The following is a 19,882-nucleotide window of genomic DNA, read 5'->3' as shown; positions in this document are numbered from 1 at the left end:
GCGCTGTGGATTTGTGGATAAGTGCCTTTTTAACAAGTAAAATCAGTCTATCCACATGTAGATAGACTGTGTATAAGTTTGTACAAAAAATGATAAGTTATCCACATGCAAAAAGTACAGTTATTTACCTAGCATGCTGCGGATTTGTTTAATATCTTGTTGAAGCCCTTGATCATTTTTAAGTTGAGTAGAGATTTTTTCGTGTGCATGAATAACTGTTGTATGATCGCGTCCACCAAATTCTTCGCCAATTTTCGGCAATGAAAAATCAGTTAGCTCACGTGACAAATACATAGCAACCTGTCTAGGGAAAGCGATCGATTTTGTACGTTTTTTAGCAGAAAAATCTTCCAAACGAATATTAAAATGCTCTCCAACTGCATTTTGAATGTCTAAAATGGAAATCATGCGCGGCTTGGCATTTGGAATAATATCCTTTAAAGCAGCGGCTGCAAGTTCTGGTGTTACATCTTCTTTGACAAGTGAAGAATAAGCAACAACGCGGATTAAAGCGCCCTCTAATTCACGAATATTGGAATCGATTTGATTCGCAATATAGAGCATAACTTCATTAGGAATGTCTAAATGGTCAGCCTTCGCCTTTTTGCGCAAAATCGCAATTCTCGTTTCTAAATCTGGCGGTGCAATATCCGTAATTAGGCCCCATTCAAAGCGCGAACGTAAGCGATCTTCTAACGTCGGGATCTCTTTTGGCGGTCTATCACTTGAAATGACAATTTGCTTCGATTCCTCATGCAATGTGTTAAATGTATGGAAAAATTCCTCTTGTGTAGACTCTTTTCCAGCTAAAAATTGAATATCATCAATCAATAAAACATCGACATTACGATATTTATTGCGGAAATCAATCGCTTTATTATCGCGGATTGAGTTAATAAATTCATTCGTAAATTTTTCCGATGATAAGTAGACAACCTTTGCTGAAGGATTATGCTCCAGCACATAGTGCCCAATGGCATGCATTAAGTGTGTTTTGCCGAGTCCTACACCCCCATAAATAAAGAAGGGGTTGTATGCTTTTGCTGGCGCTTCTGCAACGGCAAGAGAAGCTGCATGTGCAAAGCGATTACCAGAGCCGATAACGAATGTATCAAATGTATATTTCGGGTTTAACATGCCAGGTGAAATTTCTTGGTGATCTTGATTGTGCCCGTTAATTCTAGGTGCTGGTAGCTCAAAATCGTCCTCATCCTGCTCGTTTAGAACTTCAAATTTAATGACCAAATCTTCTCCTACTAATTCGTTTAAACTACCTGTCAAAAGATGCATATAATGCTTTTCTAGCCATTCACTTGCAAAAGTATTTGGTGCAGAAAGCGTTATTGTTGTGCCGTCAAAAGCTAAAATTTTCGTAGGTTTTAGCCATGTATCGAAGCTTGGTTTGGCAATTTTTCGTTCTACTTGAGCAAGGACATTATTCCATAATTCTTCTAAATGGTCCAAGCCAATACGTCCTTTCGTTCGAAATTTTATATTAAAATTATTTGTGTTCTCTTAAAAAATAAAGCTATAAATTAATTTATTTCAGCAAATATATAATAGACATACACATAGTCACAGCCTGTGGATAATTGCTATCCAAAGCCTATGTATAATATTGTCCACAGATTATCAACAACTGTGGATAAAATATTTCCCAAGAAAATCGTCCACAAAAGAAAACACATTTATCGTATCAAAAAAAATGAGCAATTACAATACTTTAACAAACTTATCCACATAGTGCAAACTGTTCACAAAAAAGTTGTCCACATGCTATTAGTTTGTGAAAAAGCTGTCAATAACTGATGTGGATAATTTTAAAAGCGAAAAAACTTATTCACATAGTTATTTTCATGAAAGTAGTTTAACTTGTGGATAAGTAAGAAAAAATAGAGGCGTATTTGATTTTCATTAAGGGATTGACAAATAGGAAGGTTTATATATATAATATCCAAGTCTGTATGTCGAAAAAGATAAATAGCAAACTCTCATTAATAGGAGGTGTAATATAAAATGAAACGCACATATCAACCAAAAAAGCGTAAGCACAGCAAAGTACACGGTTTCCGCGCACGTATGAGCACGAAAAACGGTCGTAAAGTATTAGCTGCACGTCGTCGTAAAGGAAGAAAAGTATTATCAGCATAAGTCCACTGAGCCACATCAGTGGTCTTTTTTTTCTATATAATTGGTGAAATGAGTAGATGGAGCTGGTGAAGGAATGAATAAACGCCAAAGAATTAAAAAAAACGAAGACTTTCAAAAGGTGTTTAAGAAAGGAAGATCCTTTGCAAATCGCCAATTTGTCGTTTACTGCTTGACAAAGGAGGCGCAAGAGGAGTTTCGTATTGGCTTATCTGTAAGCAAGAAAATAGGAAAAGCCGTAACACGTAACCAAATAAAGCGCTATATCCGTCAAACATTTCTTGAACTAAAAGATGAAGTAAGACAGGATATGGACTATGTTATTATCGCCCGGCATCAGGCGGCCACTTTAGATTTCCACGAAACGAAAAAAAGCTTACAGCATGTATTAAAAGTTGCAAAAGTTTTGAAGCAGCCGAAGTGATGCTACAAAATAGTGGAGTGCAGATGCCTCTGCATGTTAGAATATCTTCATGACACAAATGAATAAATAGAGTAGTTGATCTAGGGGGAAGAAAGTTGAAAAAAAGACTTTGGATCGTTCTGACACTTGTTGCAGCAACATTATTGCTGTCAGGCTGTACAGAATTTAACGAGCCGATTTCGTCTGAAAGCAAAGGCTTTTGGAATGAGTTCATCGTTTGGCCGTTAGTTTCAGTCATTCAATATTTTGCTGAATTGCTAGGTACGTATGGCTTAGGTATTATCGTTGTAACGATTATTATTCGAACTGCTATTTTACCGTTGACAGTTAAGCAAATTAAAAGTTCTAAAAAAATGCAGGAATTACAGCCAAAGCTAAAGGAGCTACAACAAAAATATAGTTCTAAAGATGCGGCAACACAGCAGCAATATCAAAAAGAAATGATGGCATTAATGCAATCATCAGGTGCCAATCCTTTAATGGGCTGTTTACCTATATTAATTCAAATGCCAATTTTAATTGGTTTCTATCATGCGATTAGCCGTATGAATGCAACACCAACAATTGATTTAGGTACATTTTTAATTTTCCCATTAGCTGAGCCTAGTGTGGTACTAGCGATTGTTGCAGGTTTATTCCAATTTGTCGTATTAATGACAGGTCCAGCAATTGATAACCCACAAATGAAAATGATGATGTACATCATGCCTGTAATGATTATGGGCTTCGGTATGTTTTTACCAGCAGCACTATCATTATATTGGGTAATCGGGAATATTTTCTCTGTGTCTCAAAACCTTGTGATTTATAAGCCTTGGAATAAAGATAAACAAGAAGCTACTACAGGAGGAGCGAAAAAGTGAAGCAAATTACGCAAATAGGCGCAACGGTACAAGAAGCGATCTCATTAGCGTTACAACAGCTTGGCAAAACCCGCGAACAAGTAGATGTTGAAGTTTTACAAGAAGGTAAAAAAGGATTTTTAGGCTTTGGTGCACGCCCTGCTGAAGTGCGTGTAACGATAAAAGAAGAGCAGATAGTTGTAAAAGAGGTACAAATTCAAGAATCACTGGTGGCAACACCAGCTGAGGAAGTTTTCGGGGAGCAAGTTCAAACTGATGACGTGAGTGAAGAGCTGATTCAACCAGCAGAAGAGCAACTAAATGTAGACCCTATACAAGAAGCAAAAGCGTATATTGAAAGCGTAGCAGAAAGTATGGGTATTAATGATTTACACATAAAGCACAAAACAGAGGGCAAGTACACAACATTTAATTTAGAGAGTGAAAAGGCAGCGCTTCTAATTGGAAAACGTGGACAAACATTAAACGCATTACAGCAGCTAACACAGCTTGTGTTAAATAAAAGTGCAAAATCTTTTATGCTTGTAAAGATTGATGTAGAGGATTACCGTGAGCGTCGTCGCATAGCATTGGAGCAACTAGCAGAGCGTATGGCAGATAAAGCAGTTCGCACTGGCAAACAAGTAGAGCTTGAGCCGATGCCATCATATGAGCGAAAAATAATCCATCACGCTTTAACAAATCGTCTGGATATTGAAACATATTCAGAGGGCGTAGAGCCAAATCGCTATTTAGTGATTGAATCAACTAATAACTAATCTAAATGCATACAGATCAATAAAAGCTGTTCGAAAAGCAGGCTAATGCACTGCTTTTCGGACAGCTTTTGCTATTTTTGCAATGCTATTATCACCTTGCTTGTTCCCTTCGTGAAGAATCTGTCTTGAAAGGACTTTTCAGATGGTTTCTCCCTTTATACTTTAGATTTTGCTGAAAATATGTTAATCTAAGTTGTTAGGAAATATCGTTCGGCTACGTTATCCACATGTGGATAATTTTGTTTTGTAAAAGTTATAAACAAGATGAAGTCAGGAGGCATTTTGATGGATTTTGATACAATTGCTGCGATATCCACACCGATGGGGGAAGGCGCTATTGCCATCGTTCGTTTGAGTGGGGATGAAGCAATCGCAATCGCAGATAAAATATTTCAGGCACCAAATGGAAAAAAATTAGCTGAGCAAGCGACACATACGATTCACTATGGGCATTTAATCGACCCAACGACAGGGGAAGTAGTGGAAGAGGTCATGTTATCGTTAATGCGAGGACCGAAAACATTCACACGTGAGGACGTTGTGGAGATCAACTGTCATGGTGGGCTTGTATCAGTGAACCGCGTGTTACAATTGGTGTTGCGTTATGGGGCTAGGCTAGCAGAGCCAGGCGAATTTACGAAGCGTGCATTTTTAAATGGACGGATCGACTTGTCACAGGCAGAGGCAGTCATGGATTTAATTCGTGCAAAAACAGATCGCGCAATGAATGTTGCGTTAACACAAATGGATGGCAAGCTATCGCGTTTAATTGGACAGTTAAGACAAGCATTGCTTGAAACGCTAGCACAAGTAGAAGTAAATATTGATTATCCAGAATATGATGACGTGGAAGAAATGACCGTGCCTGTGTTGCTTGAAAAATGCAGTTGGGTACGTGATGAAATCGATAAATTACTAACCACATCTTCGCAAGGTAAAATTTTACGTGAAGGTTTATCAACAGTTATTTTAGGAAGACCGAATGTAGGGAAGTCTTCTTTGTTAAATAGTTTAGTACATGAAAACAAAGCGATTGTCACTAATATTGCTGGGACAACGCGTGATATTATAGAGGAATATGTCAATGTGCGCGGTGTGCCACTACGTTTAGTAGATACAGCAGGTATTCGTGAAACGGAAGACATCGTTGAGCGCATAGGGGTAGAAAGATCAAGAGAGGCTTTAAAAGGAGCCGATTTAATATTGCTCGTATTAAATGGTGCTGAAAGCTTATCGCCCGAAGATGAGCGTTTATTTGAGACAATTGAGCATATGGATTATATCGTTGTCATCAATAAAACGGATTTACAGCAACAGATCGACTTGCAGCGTGTGAAAGAATTAGCGGGAGCGCACCGCATCGTCACAACTTCGTTACTACAGGAAGAGGGCGTAGCAGAGCTAGAAGAAGCGATTGCTGCCTTATTCTTTGAAGGACAAGTGGAAGGCGGAGATATGACCTATGTTTCCAATGCACGTCACATTGCCCTATTGCATCAGGCAAGAAAAACGGTGGAAGACGCATTAAACGCAGCAGAAGCAGGTGTGCCAGTCGATATGGTTCAAATAGATGTTACACGTACATGGGAAATTCTTGGTGAAATTGTCGGTGATACAGTACAGGAAAGCTTAATCAATCAATTATTCTCACAGTTCTGTTTAGGAAAATAAAAAACGAAAGGAAGTTACATCATGCCTACACAATATGAAGCAGGTACATTTGATGTCATTGTTATTGGTGCTGGACATGCAGGGGCAGAAGCAGCTTATGCCGCAGCAAAAATGGGTGCAAACACATTAATGTTAACGATTAACCTCGATATGATTGCCTTTATGCCATGTAATCCATCAGTGGGTGGACCAGCAAAAGGGATTGTCGTACGTGAAATCGATGCATTAGGCGGTTTAATGGGGAAAGTTATCGATAAAACGCATATTCAAATGCGTATGTTAAATACAGGGAAAGGTCCTGCTGTGCGTGCATTGCGTGCGCAGGCAGACAAAGTACTTTACCAACAGGAAGTAAAGCGCCTATTAGAGGAGCAAGAAAACCTTCAAATTCATCAAGCGATGGTGGAAGAATTAATCGTAGAAGATGATGAAATAAAAGGTGTTATTACACAAATCGGCGGTATTTACCGTGCGAAATCAGTCATTATTACGACGGGCACATTCCTGCGTGGTGAAATTATTCTTGGTGATTTAAAATATTCAAGTGGTCCTAATAATCAGCAACCATCCATCAAACTTGCTGATAATTTAAAAGAGCTAGGCTTTGAAATTATTCGCTTTAAAACAGGTACACCACCACGTGTCAACAACCGAACAATTGATTATTCAAAAACGGAAATTCAACCGGGTGACGATGTACCACGCGCGTTTAGCTTTGAAACGACAGAATTTATTATGGACCAGCTACCATGCTGGTTAACATACACAAGTCCAATGACGCACCAAATTATCGAAGAAAATTTACATTTATCACCGATGTACTCTGGTATGATTAAAGGAACGGGTCCACGTTACTGTCCATCGATTGAAGATAAGGTCGTGCGTTTTAACGATAAGCCACGCCACCAAATTTTCTTAGAGCCAGAGGGACGTAATACGCGTGAAGTTTATGTGCAAGGCTTATCAACAAGTTTGCCAGAGCACGTGCAAAAGAAATTACTTGCCTCAATACCAGGGCTAGAGCAAGCGGAAATGATGCGTGCAGGCTATGCCATAGAGTATGATGCGGTTGTGCCAACACAACTATGGCCAACGCTTGAAACGAAGCGCATTAAAAATTTATATACAGCAGGTCAAATTAATGGTACTTCAGGTTATGAGGAAGCTGCAGCACAAGGGTTGATGGCAGGAATTAATGCTGCTTCTAAAGTGCTGGACAAAGAAGAAACGATTTTAAGTCGTTCAGATGCATATATTGGTGTATTAATTGATGATTTAGTAACAAAAGGTACAAATGAACCGTACCGTTTACTAACATCACGCGCGGAATACCGCTTATTATTACGTCACGATAATGCGGATATACGCTTACTAGATATCGGCTATAAAGCAGGGATGATTTCAGAGGAACGCTATGCTAAATTTACAGCTAAGCGAGCACAAATCGAACAAGAAATTACACGTTTACGTGAAATCATTGTTAAGCCAAATGCAGAAACACAGGCGGCGATTCGCTCTGTAGGTGGGGCAGAATTAAAGGATGGCATTCGTGGGGCGGATTTATTAAAGCGTCCTGAAATGCATTATGACTTAGTTGCTTCTTTAATACCTTCAGAAATAGAGCTTTCAGAGGAAGTAAAAGAGCAAATTGAAATTCAATTGAAATATGAGGGCTATATTCAAAAGGCGTTACAGCAAGTAGAACGTTTACGCAAAATGGAAGATAAAAAAATTCCAGATAACATCGATTATGAGGCAATTTCAGGCTTAGCAACAGAAGCTCGTCAAAAATTAAAATCTGTTCGACCGTTATCGATTGCACAAGCATCTCGAATTTCAGGCGTCAATCCAGCAGATATTTCAATTTTACTCGTTTATATTGAACAAGGGAAAATTGCCCGCGTAGTAAATGATTAATACAAGAAAGAGCGCTCCATAGTGGGCGCTCTTTAACTAAAGGAGAATGGCAGTGAACGAGCAACAATTTATTGAAGCATTGAAGGAAAAGGGCATTGAGCTGACAGATGTCCAAATTGCCCAATTTAAGAAATATTATGCGTTACTTGTTGAGTGGAATGAAAAAATGAATTTAACGGCAATCACTGACTTAGAAGGTGTGTATTTAAAGCATTTTTATGATTCCATTAGCGCTAGCTTCTATTTTGATTTTACAAAAGCGACAACTGTTTGTGATGTAGGTGCAGGAGCAGGCTTCCCTAGCTTACCAATTAAAATTTGCTTCCCTCATTTGCATATCACAATTGTTGATTCGTTAAATAAGCGCATTACGTTTTTAAATCATTTAAGCGAAGAGCTAGGCTTAGATAATGTAGAATTTGTTCATGCACGCGCAGAGGAATTTGGCCAAAATGCGAAGTATCGTGAAAGATTCGATGTTGTAACAGCTCGTGCAGTGGCTAGACTTTCTGTTTTAGCAGAGCTATGTGTACCACTTGTGAAAGTAGGCGGGCAGTTTGTCGCATTAAAAGCTGCAGCTGGTAAGCAGGAGCTAGCAGATGCGAAAAAAGCAATCACAACGCTTGGTACAGCACTCCAACAAGAATTTTTATTTGAGCTACCAGTAGAGCAGAGCGAGCGAACTTTATATGTGTTCAATAAAATCAAGCTGACACCAAAGAAGTACCCACGCAAACCAGGTGTTCCAAATAAAACACCAATCCAATAATCAATTGTAAGAGCTCTAATTTTGGAACTGTCTAGAAAGTTAAAAATAACGAAAAATTTATTTTAAAAGGTTGAACCCTGTGATTTCAACCTTTTAAAAGGAGTAACCATTTTCCAAACAAGGTATGTTTCCATAAAAGCAATCTTTTATGTATCCAAAATGAGGTATAAATCATTGTCTGAAAAGTAGCGTGTTTGACTATTTTTTAGACAAACTCAAGTGAAATCTCGCAAGTAATTTGTATATTTGATAGATATTTTATCGTTTTTAAGCATACATAATGATAGTAGGCATGAAATAATGATAAAATACGAAGATATGTAATTGATTCCAAACTATGTACATTTCAACTTGAATAATCAATAATATTGATAGTGAGTAAGAAGTTTCTTAAAGGTGGTGCCACTCGGATGAAAAGTCCTTTTTCACGTTTTTTTGGAGGCGGAAAAGAGTCTGAAGTAAAAAGTGAAGTAGCAGCTATAGAAGAAAAAAAGGCTACAGAAGAAGTAGTGAAAATTCCTATTGAAAAAATCATACCGAATCGTTTTCAACCTCGTACTGTATTTGATGATGAAAAGATTGAAGAATTATCAAGAACGATTCATATACATGGTGTTATTCAACCAATCGTAGTACGCAAGCGTGGTAGTGAGGACGAATATGAAATTATTGCAGGTGAGCGACGTTATCGTGCGATGAAAAAGCTACAATGGGCGGAAGTACCAGCCATTGTACGTCAACTAAGCGATAAAGAAACAGCATCAATTGCATTAATTGAAAACCTACAGCGTGAAGAGCTAACAGCAGTTGAAGAAGCACTTGCCTACCAGCAGTTACTTGAACTGCATTCGTTAACACAGGAGGCGCTTGCACAGCGATTAGGGAAAAGTCAATCAACGGTAGCGAATAAGCTACGTTTATTGAAGCTCCCTCAATTTGTACAAGAGTCTATTTTGAAGCGTGAAATTACGGAACGCCATGCTCGCGCACTTATTGCTGTGAAGGATGAGCAACTTCAACTACAGCTTATTGCAGCGGTTAAGGAATATGACTGGAATGTGCGTCAGCTTGAAGAACAAATTCAACAAATATTATCACCCTCTATTGAGGAAGAAGAGCCAGCAAAAAAGGAAAAGCCGAAACGTAAAGCAATTAGCAAAGACGTGCGTATCGCCTTGAATACAATTAAGCAATCTTTAACAATGGTGACGAAAAGTGGTATTCAATTAAAAACAGAGGAAGAGGACACTGAGGAATACTATCAAATCACTGTGAAGATTCCGAAGAAAAAATAGTATTGTAAATAACTATTCATATAGAATTGTAGCTATCTAGAAAGGTATTACCTTTTTAGATAGCTTTTTTTATTAGAATAGTAGGATAACTTTAGGAACTACGCGTAAATTTTGATAGAATACTTTTAAAGAGTATTTACTATATTTGATATTGAATTGTGGGAAGTAGGTGGAATTATGGGGAAAGTAATAGCAATTGCCAATCAAAAAGGTGGTGTTGGTAAGACGACAACATCTGTTAACTTAAGTGCTTGTTTAGCTTATTTAGGAAAAAGAGTGCTATTAATTGATATTGATCCACAAGGCAATGCAACGAGTGGCGTAGGCATAAATAAGGCAGATGTACAAAGCTGTATTTACGATGTCATTATTGATGATGAGGATATTACAGCAACAATTTTACAAGCAAAAGTAGAAAATTTATTCGTTGTACCTGCAACGATTTCATTAGCTGGCGCAGAAATTGAACTTGTATCTGCTATTTCACGTGAAGGAAAATTAAAAAATGCATTACAACCAATACGACAAGACTATGATTACATAATTATTGATTGTCCACCATCACTTGGTTTACTAACAATTAATGCTTTAACAGCATCGGATTCAATTATTATTCCTGTCCAATGCGAGTATTACGCATTAGAAGGCTTAAGCCAGTTATTATCAACTGTTCGTCTTGTACAAAAGCACTTAAATCCACAGCTTATGATAGAAGGGGTTCTTTTAACAATGCTTGATGCACGGACAAATTTAGGACTACAAGTAATCGAGGAAGTAAAAAAGTATTTTCAAGATAAAGTATATAAAACAATTATTCCACGTAATATTCGTTTAGGAGAAGCACCTAGTCACGGAAAGCCAATCATTGTATATGATGCAAAATCTAGAGGCGCAGAAATGTATGTAGAGCTAGCAAGGGAAGTGATTAAGAATGGTTAAAGGTTTAGGAAAAGGTATCGGCGCACTATTTCCTGGAGAAGCAGTACAACAGGAAGGAAATATACAGCAAATCGCTTTGGATAAGCTTATAGCAAACCCATTTCAGCCGCGTAAGCTTTTTCAGGACGAGGCATTAGAAGAGCTTGCACAATCAATTAAAGAGCATGGTATTATCCAGCCAATTATTGCACGAAAAAAAGGGCGTAAATATGAGATTATTGCAGGGGAACGTCGATGGCGTGCAGCGAAGTTAGCAGGTTTAGAGGAAATTTCTGTACTTGTTAAAGAAATGACTGAGCAACAAATGATGGAAGTCGCTATTTTGGAAAACTTACAGCGTGAAGATTTAACACCAATTGAAGAAGCTGAAGCGTATAGCAGCTTAATTGAGCAATTGAACTTCACACAGGAAGATTTAGCAAGTCGACTTGGAAAAAGTAGACCGCATATCGCCAACCATATTCGTCTATTACAGCTACCAGAAGAAGTGCGCGTATTAGTCAATGATGGCTCCTTAACAATGGGGCATGGTCGTACATTACTTGGATTAAAAAACAAACGACAAATTGCAGAAGTCGCAAAAAAGGTAATTGCTCAGCAACTAAATGTGCGACAACTAGAAGCACTTGTTCAATCCTTAAATGAAAATGTTTCACGTGAAACAAAAACACCATCGCGTGATATTTTTGTACAAGCTACAGAAGCTCAGCTTCGAGACTATTTCGGTACAAGTGTACAAATAAAAAAACAAAAAGATAAAGGCAAAATCGAAATCGAATTTTACTCAGACGAGGATTTAGAGCGTATTTTAGAAATTTTACGATTAGAGCGCACTGAATAGAGAGAAGGTAAAAATGGTTTTATTAGGTTCATTAATAAATGCCTTGCTTATTATAGTAGGCGCATTTATTGGAAGACTGTTTCGCAATATTCCAGAGAAAATGAAAGAAACAGTCATGCTGATTATTGGTTTGGCTGTAGCCGTTCTCGGTATTCAAATGGGCTTTGCAAGTAGTAATTTCGTTATTGTTATTATTAGTCTTGTTGTTGGAACGATGATTGGTGAATGGCTTGATTTAGAAAAATGGTTTAATCGTTTTGGCAAATGGGTAGAATCATTATTTGGGAAAAATAGTAGTGGTACGATTGCTGAAGGCTTTGTAACAGCCTCGCTCATTTTCGTTATTGGTTCTATGGGAATATTAGGTGCACTTGATAGTGGGCTACGAAATGATCATAGTATTTTAATTACGAAAGGTATTATTGATGGTTTTATGTCTATTATTTTAGCGTCAACTTTAGGAATTGGCGTAATATTGTCTGCGGTACCTGTCTTGATTTATCAAGGATTGATTGCTATTTGTGCCGGCGCAATTAGCAAATATATCCCACAGGAGGCACTTGATTTATTTATTCAAGAAATGACTGCAACTGGTGGCATTATGATTTTAGCGATTGGTTTAAATATTACGGGTTTAACGAAAATTCGAGTAGCCAATTTGCTGCCAAGTATTTTGTGTGTGATGGTTATTATAGCTGGTATTTTTATTTTGCAATAAATGACGTTGCCAGGCTAGCTGTAAAGAGCGAGCAATTTTTTCACTCATATTATACGTTAAATGAAGACGAGTGTTTTGTAATACTTGTGCTTCCATAAAGCCTCCAATGTTGACGACGCCTTTAATGGAAATGTCACCAATTGGAGGTAATTGTTTTTTTACAGCCTTTCCTGGGAACAATGGTCCACTTTCTACTATAATATTTCCTATACGACTTTTCTCGCTCAAGCAAGCATCGATTGCTACAATAAATGGAGACTCATCTTGTGCTTGTAAATCATTAAATGTATCAAGTAAATTTAATGCATGCAATGGTTCCTCTAATGTCCCAACAACATCAAAAGGGAATGCATAGCTTTTCACTAACTGGCTACCAATCAATGGTCCGAGTGCATCACCTGTTGAGCGATCTGTCCCAATACAACAAAAGACGAGTTGGTTATGCTCAAAGGGAATCATTTGTAAAAAAATATCACTTAGTTTCCATACTGCGCTTGATGCTTCATAATGAATAGATTGATTATTCATTTATTTCACTCACTTTCTAAAGGTACGTTATATTAGTGAAGTATAATCAGTTTATTAGTTTGTTATACAAGGAGTGAAAAAATGCAATTAAATTATTTAACAGCAGTAATAGATTCACGTGGAATCGCACGTATTACGCAAAAAACGTGGGATTATGTGACAAGTGAAGAATTATGGGATTTTATTTTAGTCGCTTCCATAAAAATAATTGCGATTATGACAGCATCCTATTTAGCTGTCCGTATTGGAAAGAAAATTATTGAGAAAATATTTCTTGTACGTCTGCGCTCGCCAATTAATCATTCTGAGCGTCGTCAAAAAACAATATTAAAATTATTGCAAAGTGTTTTATCTTATTTAGTGTACTTTTCTGCTATTATGGGCGTTCTATCTGCACTTGATATTCAAATTGCCGGGCTACTTGCAGGAGCTGGGATAGCAGGTTTAGCAATCGGTTTTGGTGCACAAAGCTTAGTAAAGGACGTTATTACAGGGTTCTTTATTATTTTTGAAGATCAGTTTGGTGTAGGGGACTATATTCAAGTTAGTGGTGCAGAGGGAACAGTAATGGAAATCGGTTTGCGCACAACGAAAATAAAGGGCAATGCGGGTGAGCAGTTTATTATCCCAAACGGTTCCATTACAAATGTAAAAAACTACTCCATCAACCATTCGAAATTTATGATTGATATGCAGCTAAATATAGATGCTGATATTGAAAAGGCAGAAAAAATGATTACTGCTTATTTAGATGAGCTGCCGCAAAAGCATCCAACATTGACGAATACACCTGTCTTTTTAGGTGTTCAAAATATGGCTGATAGCGAAGTAACGGTCCGTATTATCGCAGAAACGTTACCATTAAAGCAGTGGGAGATTGCACGAACAATTCGCCAAGAAGTGAAGGAGCTTTTAGAGCAAAATGGAATTGTGACTGAGTACCCTAAAATGATGTTATATGATCGAGTAATGGGACGAGAAATTGAAGGGAGAGAGTAAAACTGGAAGCTAAAGCATTTGAGTTAAACGATATTGTGGAAATGAAAAAGCAACATCCATGTGGAACAAACGCATGGAAAATCATTCGACTAGGTGCAGATATTCGTATTAAATGTGAAGGATGTGGGCATAGTGTCATGATTCCTCGTCGAGAATTTGAGAAAAAGATGAAAAAAGTAATTCAAAAAGCGAATGCACAATAATGCGGTTAGACTTTTAAACGCATAATCAATATAATAGAAAAGGCTATCAAAATATAACAACGAATTGAACATAGAAAGGTTGTGTCTTAAATGGCATTAACGGCTGGAATCGTTGGTTTACCAAACGTCGGAAAATCAACATTATTCAATGCTATTACAAAAGCAGGCGCACTTGCTGCTAACTACCCGTTCGCAACGATTGATCCGAACGTAGGTATCGTAGAAGTACCCGATGCACGTTTGAATAAATTAACAGAATTAGTAGAACCGAAAAAAACTGTACCAACAGCATTTGAATTTACGGACATTGCAGGGATCGTAAAGGGAGCTTCAAAAGGTGAAGGGCTAGGTAACAAATTTTTAGCACATATTCGTGAAGTAGATGCAATTTGCCAAGTAGTACGTTGCTTTGAGGACGAAAATATTACGCACGTAGCAGGTACAGTCAATCCAATCGATGATATTGAGGTCATCAATTTAGAGTTGATTTTGGCGGATATGGAATCTGTAGACAAACGCTTGCAACGCGTTGCAAAAATGGCGAAGCAAAAAGATAAAGAGGCACTTATCGAAGAGCCAATTTTAGTAAAGATAAAAGATGTGCTAGAGGCAGAAAAACCTGCACGCGCGGCAGACCTTTCAGAGGATGAGCTAAAAATCATCAAAGGGCTTCATTTATTAACAATTAAGCCGATGCTTTATGTTGCCAATGTATCTGAGGACGAAGTAGCAGATGCAGACAGTAATAAATATGTGCAAATGGTACGTGAATTTGCCGCAGCAGAAGGTGCACAAGTGATTACAATTTGTGCAAAAATCGAAGAAGAAATTTCAGGTTTTGATGATGAAGAAAAAGCGATGTTTTTAGAGGAACTAGGCATTCAAGAATCAGGCTTAGACCAATTAATTCGCGCTTCTTATAATTTATTAGGACTTGCTACATACTTTACGGCTGGCGTACAAGAAGTACGTGCATGGACGTTCCGTAAAGGTATGAAAGCACCACAATGTGCAGGCGTAATCCACACGGACTTTGAGCGTGGCTTTATTCGTGCAGAAACAGTTGCCTACGAGGATTTAGTAGAATTCGGCTCTATGTCAGCAGCGAAGGAAGCTGGTAAAGTACGTCTAGAAGGTAAAGAATATATCGTACAAGATGGCGATATTATGCTGTTTAGATTTAATGTTTAATTGAAAAGCTGTATGAAAGTGTGAAGTTCACATTTTTCATACAGCTTTTGTGTTCTTGTTGAAGACTAATTACTAAACTAGTTTGCTCTCATTTTCATATACTTAACAAGAAAGAGAAGTTGATGAATTTAGAACAATGGCATACATTTCATGAATACTTGCGAATTTGAATGGAGAAACTTCATCTATAAAGAAACACACCTAGCAAACAAATCTGACGAGGCAGAAAGTAGTTATATTTTATACGGATTTATATCTCGTTTGGGCTATATTCTATTTGGGTGTGTAGCTTTTTATTAGTTAATATACATACAGCTTTGGTAATTCAGGATCATCTTTAATAAGAGCATCCTTTGGAAATTTGCGTAATTCCTTATACATCACAAAATCGCCAATAGCACCTGCGATTAACAAGGCACCTACAATAACGAATGCAATACTTTCGATATAAAACCCTAGAAACGTTGGACAAACCCCAGTCGTCCAAAATGGCAACAATAGAGCCTTTTTCATTGCCCTATTAGGTAACGGTTTAACCGTTGTTGCATAAGCGACACCAAGCTTCAAATTAACCCCGTAATTCAATTCTTTATACTTTGCTCCGCCAAAAATCATAAAGCCAATTAAATGAAAGGCTTCATGTAAGACAATCAAAATAATATACAAAATAGCTATTATTAGTATTGATAAAAATGAAAAATTCGTTTGTCCATACATGATTTTATAAACGATAGTAAAGGCAATCACTAAGATAATTGATAGCCAAATATTTTGTTTCGCTATCTTTTGCATATTTAACTCAACGACTTGAGGTTGTTGCATTTTCAAAAAGAGTACCTCCTAAATATATTAATAAAAGGGTGGAAATTTATTATTTTATATTTGCTAAATTAAGATAAATGACTCGTGAAAAAAGATGGTTTTTAATTTAAAATAAGAACGTATATTCTGTTTGTAGGATTGATTTAATTCAATTTTAACAAAAAATAGAACACTAAAGTGGATTTTTAACTTAATTCAACAATGTTTTATGTACCGAAAGCAAAGATTTTCTGTGCGAGAGCGAAGCGGCAGGTGCAGATAAAGAAGTCCTTCACTTTCATAAGCGATGGGATGAATGTAATAAAAATAATTGATATATTGCATATGCTTTTGAAACATGCTATAATTCACAGTTGTGAGTAATACAAGTTACTTACTCCTTGCTCCCTATAATAATAGGAGAGCCCAAGTCCATAAGGAGGTGCAAAACAAAGATGAGAAAGTATGAATTAATGTACATCATTCGCCCGAACATTGAAGAAGAAGCGAAGAAAGCTGTAGTAGAGCGTTTCAACGAAATCTTAACTTCAAACGGTGCTGAAATCGTCGAAGCAAAAGACTGGGGTAAACGCCGTCTAGCTTATGAAATCAACGACTTCCGCGAAGGTTTCTACCAAATCGTGAAAGTAAACGCTGGTACAGAAGCAATCAACGAATACACTCGTTTAGCTAACATCAGCGAAGACATTATCCGTCACATCGCTGTTCGTGAAGAAGAAAAATAATTTTTAACCATAATGCTGAAAAAGGAGGCTGTATACCGATGATTAACCGTGTCGTACTCGTAGGAAGACTGACAAAAGATCCAGAGCTTCGCTATACACCAAGTGGAGTTCCAATGGCTCGTTTTACAGTTGCTGTAAATCGTACATTTTCGAACCAACAAGGTGATCGTGAAGCTGACTTCATAGGCTGTATTGCTTGGCGCAAACAAGCTGAAAATTTAGCGAACTTTATGCGTAAAGGGAGCTTGATTGGCGTTGAAGGGCGCATTCAAACAGGTAGCTATGAAGGACAAGATGGAAAGCGCGTTTACACAACAGATGTTGTGGCAGATGCAGTGCAGTTCTTAGAACCACGTAGCGGTGGCGCATCACAAGGTATGCAAAACCAACAACCATATGGTGGTGGGAACAATTATGGTGGGGGACAACCAAACTATAATAACCAAAATAACCAGCAATATGGCGGTGGTGCACCTGCGCAAGATTCATTCGGTTCTTATCAGCAGCCACCACAAAATCAGCAAAATTATACACGTATGGATGAGGACCCATTTGCAAATAGCAAAGGGCCAATCGAAGTATCAGAGGACGATTTACCGTTCTAATGCTTCACATTCACTAGAAAAATAAATTAAAGGAGGACAACGCTAATGGCAGGACAACGTCGCGGAGGCCGCAAACGCCGTAAAGTTTGTTACTTCACTTCTAATAACATTACGCACATCGATTACAAAGATGTAGATCTTTTAAAGAAATTCATCTCTGAGCGCGGTAAAATTTTACCACGTCGCGTAACTGGTACAAGTGCAAAGTATCAACGTAAATTAACTTCAGCTATCAAAGTATCTCGTATCATGGGATTACTTCCATTCGTAGCAGAAGATAAATAAGATAATGAAAAGTACAACATTGGTTGCAAAGCCTTTGTTGTACTTTTTTTATTCTTCTAAAGTTGAAAGAAGTGGGTTGAGCTTCATTTTATATATCAAATTCTAGAAGAACTTTTGGAATAATTCAAAAAAATCCCTGTGGAAATTCACAGGGATTTCATTGGCAGAAGTGTTTTGCAACAACGTAGAAAACTCGCGCTTTTGATAGTGATTAAGGGAGCTGGATAGTTGCTGTTAATACATTGTTGCCTGAACCTAGACGTAATCTGATATTTGCTGTTGAGGCTGTGACAGTTGGATTAATCCGCATCATTATTGTTTTAGTAGCTGTCCCACTGCTATCAGCCGTTAAATTCCCTACATTAAAGTAGCCATAGGAAGATGGCCAAGAACCATCGGCATTTTGAATTTGAGAAATGCCTGTCCCGTTGCTCAAATAAAATTGAACTTGCGCGTTTGTAATTGTAGTGTTGGCCGCCAATTGTTCTATCCCTACTTGTACTGGAAACGCTTCTCCATTTGCTGGAAGTATGGCTGGCAAAATGAATTTGTAGTTACCATTTGTCAATGTTTGTGTTTCTTCAGTTGGTGGCTCAGGGTCTACAGGTGTTTCAGGTGTGCCAAGTAATACGGATTGTGTAATTAAATTCGTTCCATCTGCTGCTCGTAAACGAATAGTTGCGTTTGTTTCTGTAATATTTGGGTTGAGACGCATACGAACAGTTGTAGTTGCAATGCCATTATGATTAGCAGTAATAGTTCCAATCTCTTGATATCCATAGCCTGAAGGCCAAGAACCATTTTGGTTTTGAATTTGAGAAATAGCTGTCCCACCTGATAGATACACTTGCATTCTTAAACCTGTTACCGTTTCATTAGGTGCTAAGCCACTGATAGCCACAGTTACATCAAATGGATTGCCAGTAGTATCTAATACAGTAGGTGTAACTAAAGTATACGTTAAAGTTGCTGGTGGGCTAATGGATGAGCCATACGAACCAGCAGCAAATGTTGATTGGTCATACCATAAATAACCCGATGTTGGTAAGCGCCAAGGCTCAAAAGCAGGTTCTGTAGAATTTGCTGGCAACTCCATTGGTAACAACGGTGTGACAGCATCAAGCGTAACTGTTGTATCTGCTAATGTGTGATAGCTTTCTTGGGTAGCGAGCCAATGAATAATATTAACAAGTAATGTAGCATTATCATCTGCGATAAAACCGTCATACGTTCTTTTCAGAGCACCTGTTTCTTCATTGCGGTATTTAGGTGTGATATCTTCCACAGGTGAAGAATCGCCAATAAATGCAGCTTTACCATTTAATTTTTTACTGATGGCAACAAATGGACCTTCTGCAATGCCTCCGTTGGCATAAACGCCTTGGTCAATCGCATTGTTCCATCTATTTGCTGTTGGTGTTAGGCCAGTAGGTAAATAAGCAATCCCTTTGGCAAGCGATGGATTGGTAATCGCTAATGTAGAGCCAGCATGAATTGATACGGCCGATACACCTGTTGTAATATCGAATGATTCATATGACGGAACGATTACGTTAGCTTTTGTATGATCTAACGCGTTATAGCGAAACTCTACACCGAACTCATTGCTTAGCCATTGTGAACTTGTAACACCAGCCATTGCACTAATCTCAGATGCAGACATATTTAATGTAGGGTCATTATATGCACCACGACGCCAGCCATTCATAATTTCACTTGAATCCCAGCGATTTAAATTACGGTCAGCATTATAGTGATCGGAAATAAAGAATACACCACCACCTGCTTCAGCAAAATCGACAATCGCTTGTTGTTCCGTTGCCTTAAATGGAATTTGTGCCTCTGGTATAACGAAGACATCGTAATCCGCTAAATCAGCCAATGTTAATGGCGACGTGCTTCTATGCTCTTTTACAACATAACCTTCATTTGCTAGCGCATTCGCAAAATCTGAAAAAGCGCCGTCAATTACCCAATCCGATTGACCAGCCGTTTGTCCGTGACTGTTGTCAAATAGCACCTTCATGCCGTTTGGATTTGCTGGATAAATAATAGGAGCAGGGTCATTTGGTCCCTCTGCTGTTACATAGCTTAAATCTGCGTAAAGAAAGACAATCAATCCAGTGAAAATAAGTAAAGACTTTACAAAATTTTTCATGTTTCTCCTCCTTGTTAGCTGTA

At 37.9% G+C, this 19,882-nt stretch carries 21 protein-coding genes; 17 read left to right on the top strand and 4 right to left on the bottom strand.

Features of this window, described 5'->3' with window-relative positions; genetic code table 11:
• Window positions 1–120: 120 nt before the first annotated feature.
• Complete coding sequence (gene dnaA, locus C9J34_RS04605; protein ID WP_107838689.1) at window positions 121–1,464, bottom strand: chromosomal replication initiator protein DnaA; 1,344 nt, start codon at window positions 1,462–1,464, stop codon at window positions 121–123.
• Window positions 1,465–2,016: 552 nt separating this feature from the next.
• Here dnaA and rpmH point away from each other — a divergent pair.
• From rpmH to C9J34_RS04550, 11 genes are all read left to right on the top strand, one after another.
• Window positions 2,017–2,151 carry a 50S ribosomal protein L34 gene (gene rpmH, locus C9J34_RS04600; RefSeq protein ID WP_004233310.1) on the top strand — a complete coding sequence of 45 codons (135 nt, stop codon included), beginning with the start codon at window positions 2,017–2,019 and terminating at the stop codon, window positions 2,149–2,151.
• Between the two features lie 73 nt (window positions 2,152–2,224).
• The gene (gene rnpA, locus C9J34_RS04595) at window positions 2,225–2,572 is read left to right on the top strand and encodes a ribonuclease P protein component (RefSeq protein ID WP_107838688.1); all 348 of its coding nucleotides are present in this window, start codon (window positions 2,225–2,227) and stop codon (window positions 2,570–2,572) included.
• A 95-nt stretch (window positions 2,573–2,667) separates the two neighbouring features.
• Entirely contained in the window at window positions 2,668–3,435 is a 768-nt protein-coding gene (yidC, locus tag C9J34_RS04590; protein ID WP_107838687.1) for a membrane protein insertase YidC, read from the top strand.
• Window positions 3,432–4,193 carry an RNA-binding cell elongation regulator Jag/EloR gene (gene jag / locus C9J34_RS04585; RefSeq protein ID WP_107838686.1) on the top strand — a complete coding sequence of 254 codons (762 nt, stop codon included), beginning with the start codon at window positions 3,432–3,434 and terminating at the stop codon, window positions 4,191–4,193. The genes yidC and jag overlap by 4 nt, the downstream gene beginning before the upstream one ends.
• Window positions 4,194–4,478: 285 nt before the next feature.
• Window positions 4,479–5,864 (top strand): tRNA uridine-5-carboxymethylaminomethyl(34) synthesis GTPase MnmE, encoded by a 1,386-nt coding sequence (gene mnmE, locus C9J34_RS04580; RefSeq protein WP_107838685.1) that lies wholly within the window; start codon window positions 4,479–4,481, stop codon window positions 5,862–5,864.
• A gap of 21 nt (window positions 5,865–5,885) precedes the next feature.
• Entirely contained in the window at window positions 5,886–7,781 is a 1,896-nt protein-coding gene (gene mnmG / locus C9J34_RS04575) for a tRNA uridine-5-carboxymethylaminomethyl(34) synthesis enzyme MnmG (RefSeq protein WP_107838684.1), read from the top strand.
• A gap of 52 nt (window positions 7,782–7,833) precedes the next feature.
• On the top strand, window positions 7,834–8,550 hold the full coding sequence (rsmG, locus tag C9J34_RS04570; RefSeq protein WP_107838683.1) for a 16S rRNA (guanine(527)-N(7))-methyltransferase RsmG: 717 nt from the start codon (window positions 7,834–7,836) through the stop codon (window positions 8,548–8,550).
• A gap of 410 nt (window positions 8,551–8,960) precedes the next feature.
• The gene (gene noc / locus C9J34_RS04565) at window positions 8,961–9,845 is read left to right on the top strand and encodes a nucleoid occlusion protein (RefSeq protein WP_107838682.1); all 885 of its coding nucleotides are present in this window, start codon (window positions 8,961–8,963) and stop codon (window positions 9,843–9,845) included.
• A gap of 177 nt (window positions 9,846–10,022) precedes the next feature.
• Window positions 10,023–10,784, top strand: a complete 762-nt coding sequence (locus C9J34_RS04560; RefSeq protein WP_107838681.1) for a ParA family protein — start codon at window positions 10,023–10,025, stop codon at window positions 10,782–10,784.
• Entirely contained in the window at window positions 10,777–11,625 is an 849-nt protein-coding gene (locus tag C9J34_RS04555) for a ParB/RepB/Spo0J family partition protein (RefSeq protein ID WP_107838680.1), read from the top strand. The genes C9J34_RS04560 and C9J34_RS04555 overlap by 8 nt, the downstream gene beginning before the upstream one ends.
• Before the next feature lie 13 nt (window positions 11,626–11,638).
• Complete coding sequence (locus tag C9J34_RS04550; RefSeq protein ID WP_107838679.1) at window positions 11,639–12,343, top strand: DUF554 domain-containing protein; 705 nt, start codon at window positions 11,639–11,641, stop codon at window positions 12,341–12,343.
• Here C9J34_RS04550 and yyaC read toward each other — a convergent pair.
• Window positions 12,260–12,871: a spore protease YyaC gene (yyaC, locus tag C9J34_RS04545; protein ID WP_107838678.1), complete on the bottom strand. Its 612-nt coding sequence runs from the start codon at window positions 12,869–12,871 to the stop codon at window positions 12,260–12,262. The genes C9J34_RS04550 and yyaC overlap by 84 nt on opposite strands.
• A gap of 81 nt (window positions 12,872–12,952) precedes the next feature.
• Between yyaC and C9J34_RS04540 the strand changes: the two genes are divergently transcribed.
• From C9J34_RS04540 to ychF, 3 genes are all read left to right on the top strand, one after another.
• Entirely contained in the window at window positions 12,953–13,870 is a 918-nt protein-coding gene (locus tag C9J34_RS04540) for a mechanosensitive ion channel family protein (protein WP_107838677.1), read from the top strand.
• Between the two features lie 2 nt (window positions 13,871–13,872).
• The gene (locus C9J34_RS04535) at window positions 13,873–14,073 is read left to right on the top strand and encodes a DUF951 domain-containing protein (protein WP_107838676.1); all 201 of its coding nucleotides are present in this window, start codon (window positions 13,873–13,875) and stop codon (window positions 14,071–14,073) included.
• Window positions 14,074–14,163: 90 nt separating this feature from the next.
• Entirely contained in the window at window positions 14,164–15,264 is a 1,101-nt protein-coding gene (gene ychF / locus C9J34_RS04530) for a redox-regulated ATPase YchF (protein WP_107838675.1), read from the top strand.
• Between the two features lie 300 nt (window positions 15,265–15,564).
• Here the strand turns inward: ychF and C9J34_RS04525 are convergent, their stop codons facing one another.
• On the bottom strand, window positions 15,565–16,086 hold the full coding sequence (locus C9J34_RS04525; protein ID WP_107838697.1) for a DUF3267 domain-containing protein: 522 nt from the start codon (window positions 16,084–16,086) through the stop codon (window positions 15,565–15,567).
• Window positions 16,087–16,520: 434 nt separating this feature from the next.
• On the opposite strand from C9J34_RS04525, the gene rpsF reads away from it, so the two are divergent.
• From rpsF to rpsR, 3 genes are read left to right on the top strand one after another with little or no spacing between them, the layout of a single operon-like run.
• Window positions 16,521–16,811, top strand: coding sequence for a 30S ribosomal protein S6 (gene rpsF, locus C9J34_RS04520; RefSeq protein WP_107838674.1), 291 nt, complete (start codon window positions 16,521–16,523; stop codon window positions 16,809–16,811).
• Between the two features lie 38 nt (window positions 16,812–16,849).
• On the top strand, window positions 16,850–17,416 hold the full coding sequence (gene ssb, locus C9J34_RS04515; protein ID WP_107838673.1) for a single-stranded DNA-binding protein: 567 nt from the start codon (window positions 16,850–16,852) through the stop codon (window positions 17,414–17,416).
• A gap of 45 nt (window positions 17,417–17,461) precedes the next feature.
• Entirely contained in the window at window positions 17,462–17,701 is a 240-nt protein-coding gene (rpsR, locus tag C9J34_RS04510) for a 30S ribosomal protein S18 (protein ID WP_107838672.1), read from the top strand.
• Window positions 17,702–17,912: 211 nt separating this feature from the next.
• Here the strand turns inward: rpsR and C9J34_RS04505 are convergent, their stop codons facing one another.
• Window positions 17,913–19,859 carry a DNA-binding protein gene (locus tag C9J34_RS04505; protein WP_193768889.1) on the bottom strand — a complete coding sequence of 649 codons (1,947 nt, stop codon included), beginning with the start codon at window positions 19,857–19,859 and terminating at the stop codon, window positions 17,913–17,915.
• Window positions 19,860–19,882: the final 23 nt, after the last annotated feature.

Origin of the sequence: Metasolibacillus meyeri (genome assembly GCF_003049505.1) — a bacterium.
Taxonomy (GTDB): domain Bacteria; phylum Bacillota; class Bacilli; order Bacillales_A; family Planococcaceae; genus Metasolibacillus; species Metasolibacillus meyeri.
The sequence above is the reverse complement of the archived record's forward strand: the minus strand, read 5'-3'. Positions and strand labels throughout refer to the sequence as shown.

Bases quoted from the DNA above. Each gene is read 5' to 3' on its own strand.
- C9J34_RS04550 (WP_107838679.1), top strand. From the start codon at position 11,639: ATGGTTTTATTAGGTTCATTAATAAATGCCTTGCTTATTATAGTAGGC.
- C9J34_RS04560 (WP_107838681.1), top strand. From the start codon at position 10,023: ATGGGGAAAGTAATAGCAATTGCCAATCAAAAAGGTGGTGTTGGTAAG.
- yyaC (WP_107838678.1), bottom strand. From the start codon at position 12,871: ATGAATAATCAATCTATTCATTATGAAGCATCAAGCGCAGTATGGAAA.
- rpsR (WP_107838672.1), top strand. From the start codon at position 17,462: ATGGCAGGACAACGTCGCGGAGGCCGCAAACGCCGTAAAGTTTGTTAC.
- rpsF (WP_107838674.1), top strand. From the start codon at position 16,521: ATGAGAAAGTATGAATTAATGTACATCATTCGCCCGAACATTGAAGAA.
- mnmG (WP_107838684.1), top strand. From the start codon at position 5,886: ATGCCTACACAATATGAAGCAGGTACATTTGATGTCATTGTTATTGGT.
- noc (WP_107838682.1), top strand. From the start codon at position 8,961: ATGAAAAGTCCTTTTTCACGTTTTTTTGGAGGCGGAAAAGAGTCTGAA.
- rnpA (WP_107838688.1), top strand. From the start codon at position 2,225: ATGAATAAACGCCAAAGAATTAAAAAAAACGAAGACTTTCAAAAGGTG.
- C9J34_RS04540 (WP_107838677.1), top strand. From the start codon at position 12,953: ATGCAATTAAATTATTTAACAGCAGTAATAGATTCACGTGGAATCGCA.
- ssb (WP_107838673.1), top strand. From the start codon at position 16,850: ATGATTAACCGTGTCGTACTCGTAGGAAGACTGACAAAAGATCCAGAG.
- C9J34_RS04555 (WP_107838680.1), top strand. From the start codon at position 10,777: ATGGTTAAAGGTTTAGGAAAAGGTATCGGCGCACTATTTCCTGGAGAA.
- ychF (WP_107838675.1), top strand. From the start codon at position 14,164: ATGGCATTAACGGCTGGAATCGTTGGTTTACCAAACGTCGGAAAATCA.
- mnmE (WP_107838685.1), top strand. From the start codon at position 4,479: ATGGATTTTGATACAATTGCTGCGATATCCACACCGATGGGGGAAGGC.
- rpmH (WP_004233310.1), top strand. From the start codon at position 2,017: ATGAAACGCACATATCAACCAAAAAAGCGTAAGCACAGCAAAGTACAC.
- C9J34_RS04525 (WP_107838697.1), bottom strand. From the start codon at position 16,086: ATGCAACAACCTCAAGTCGTTGAGTTAAATATGCAAAAGATAGCGAAA.
- C9J34_RS04505 (WP_193768889.1), bottom strand. From the start codon at position 19,859: ATGAAAAATTTTGTAAAGTCTTTACTTATTTTCACTGGATTGATTGTC.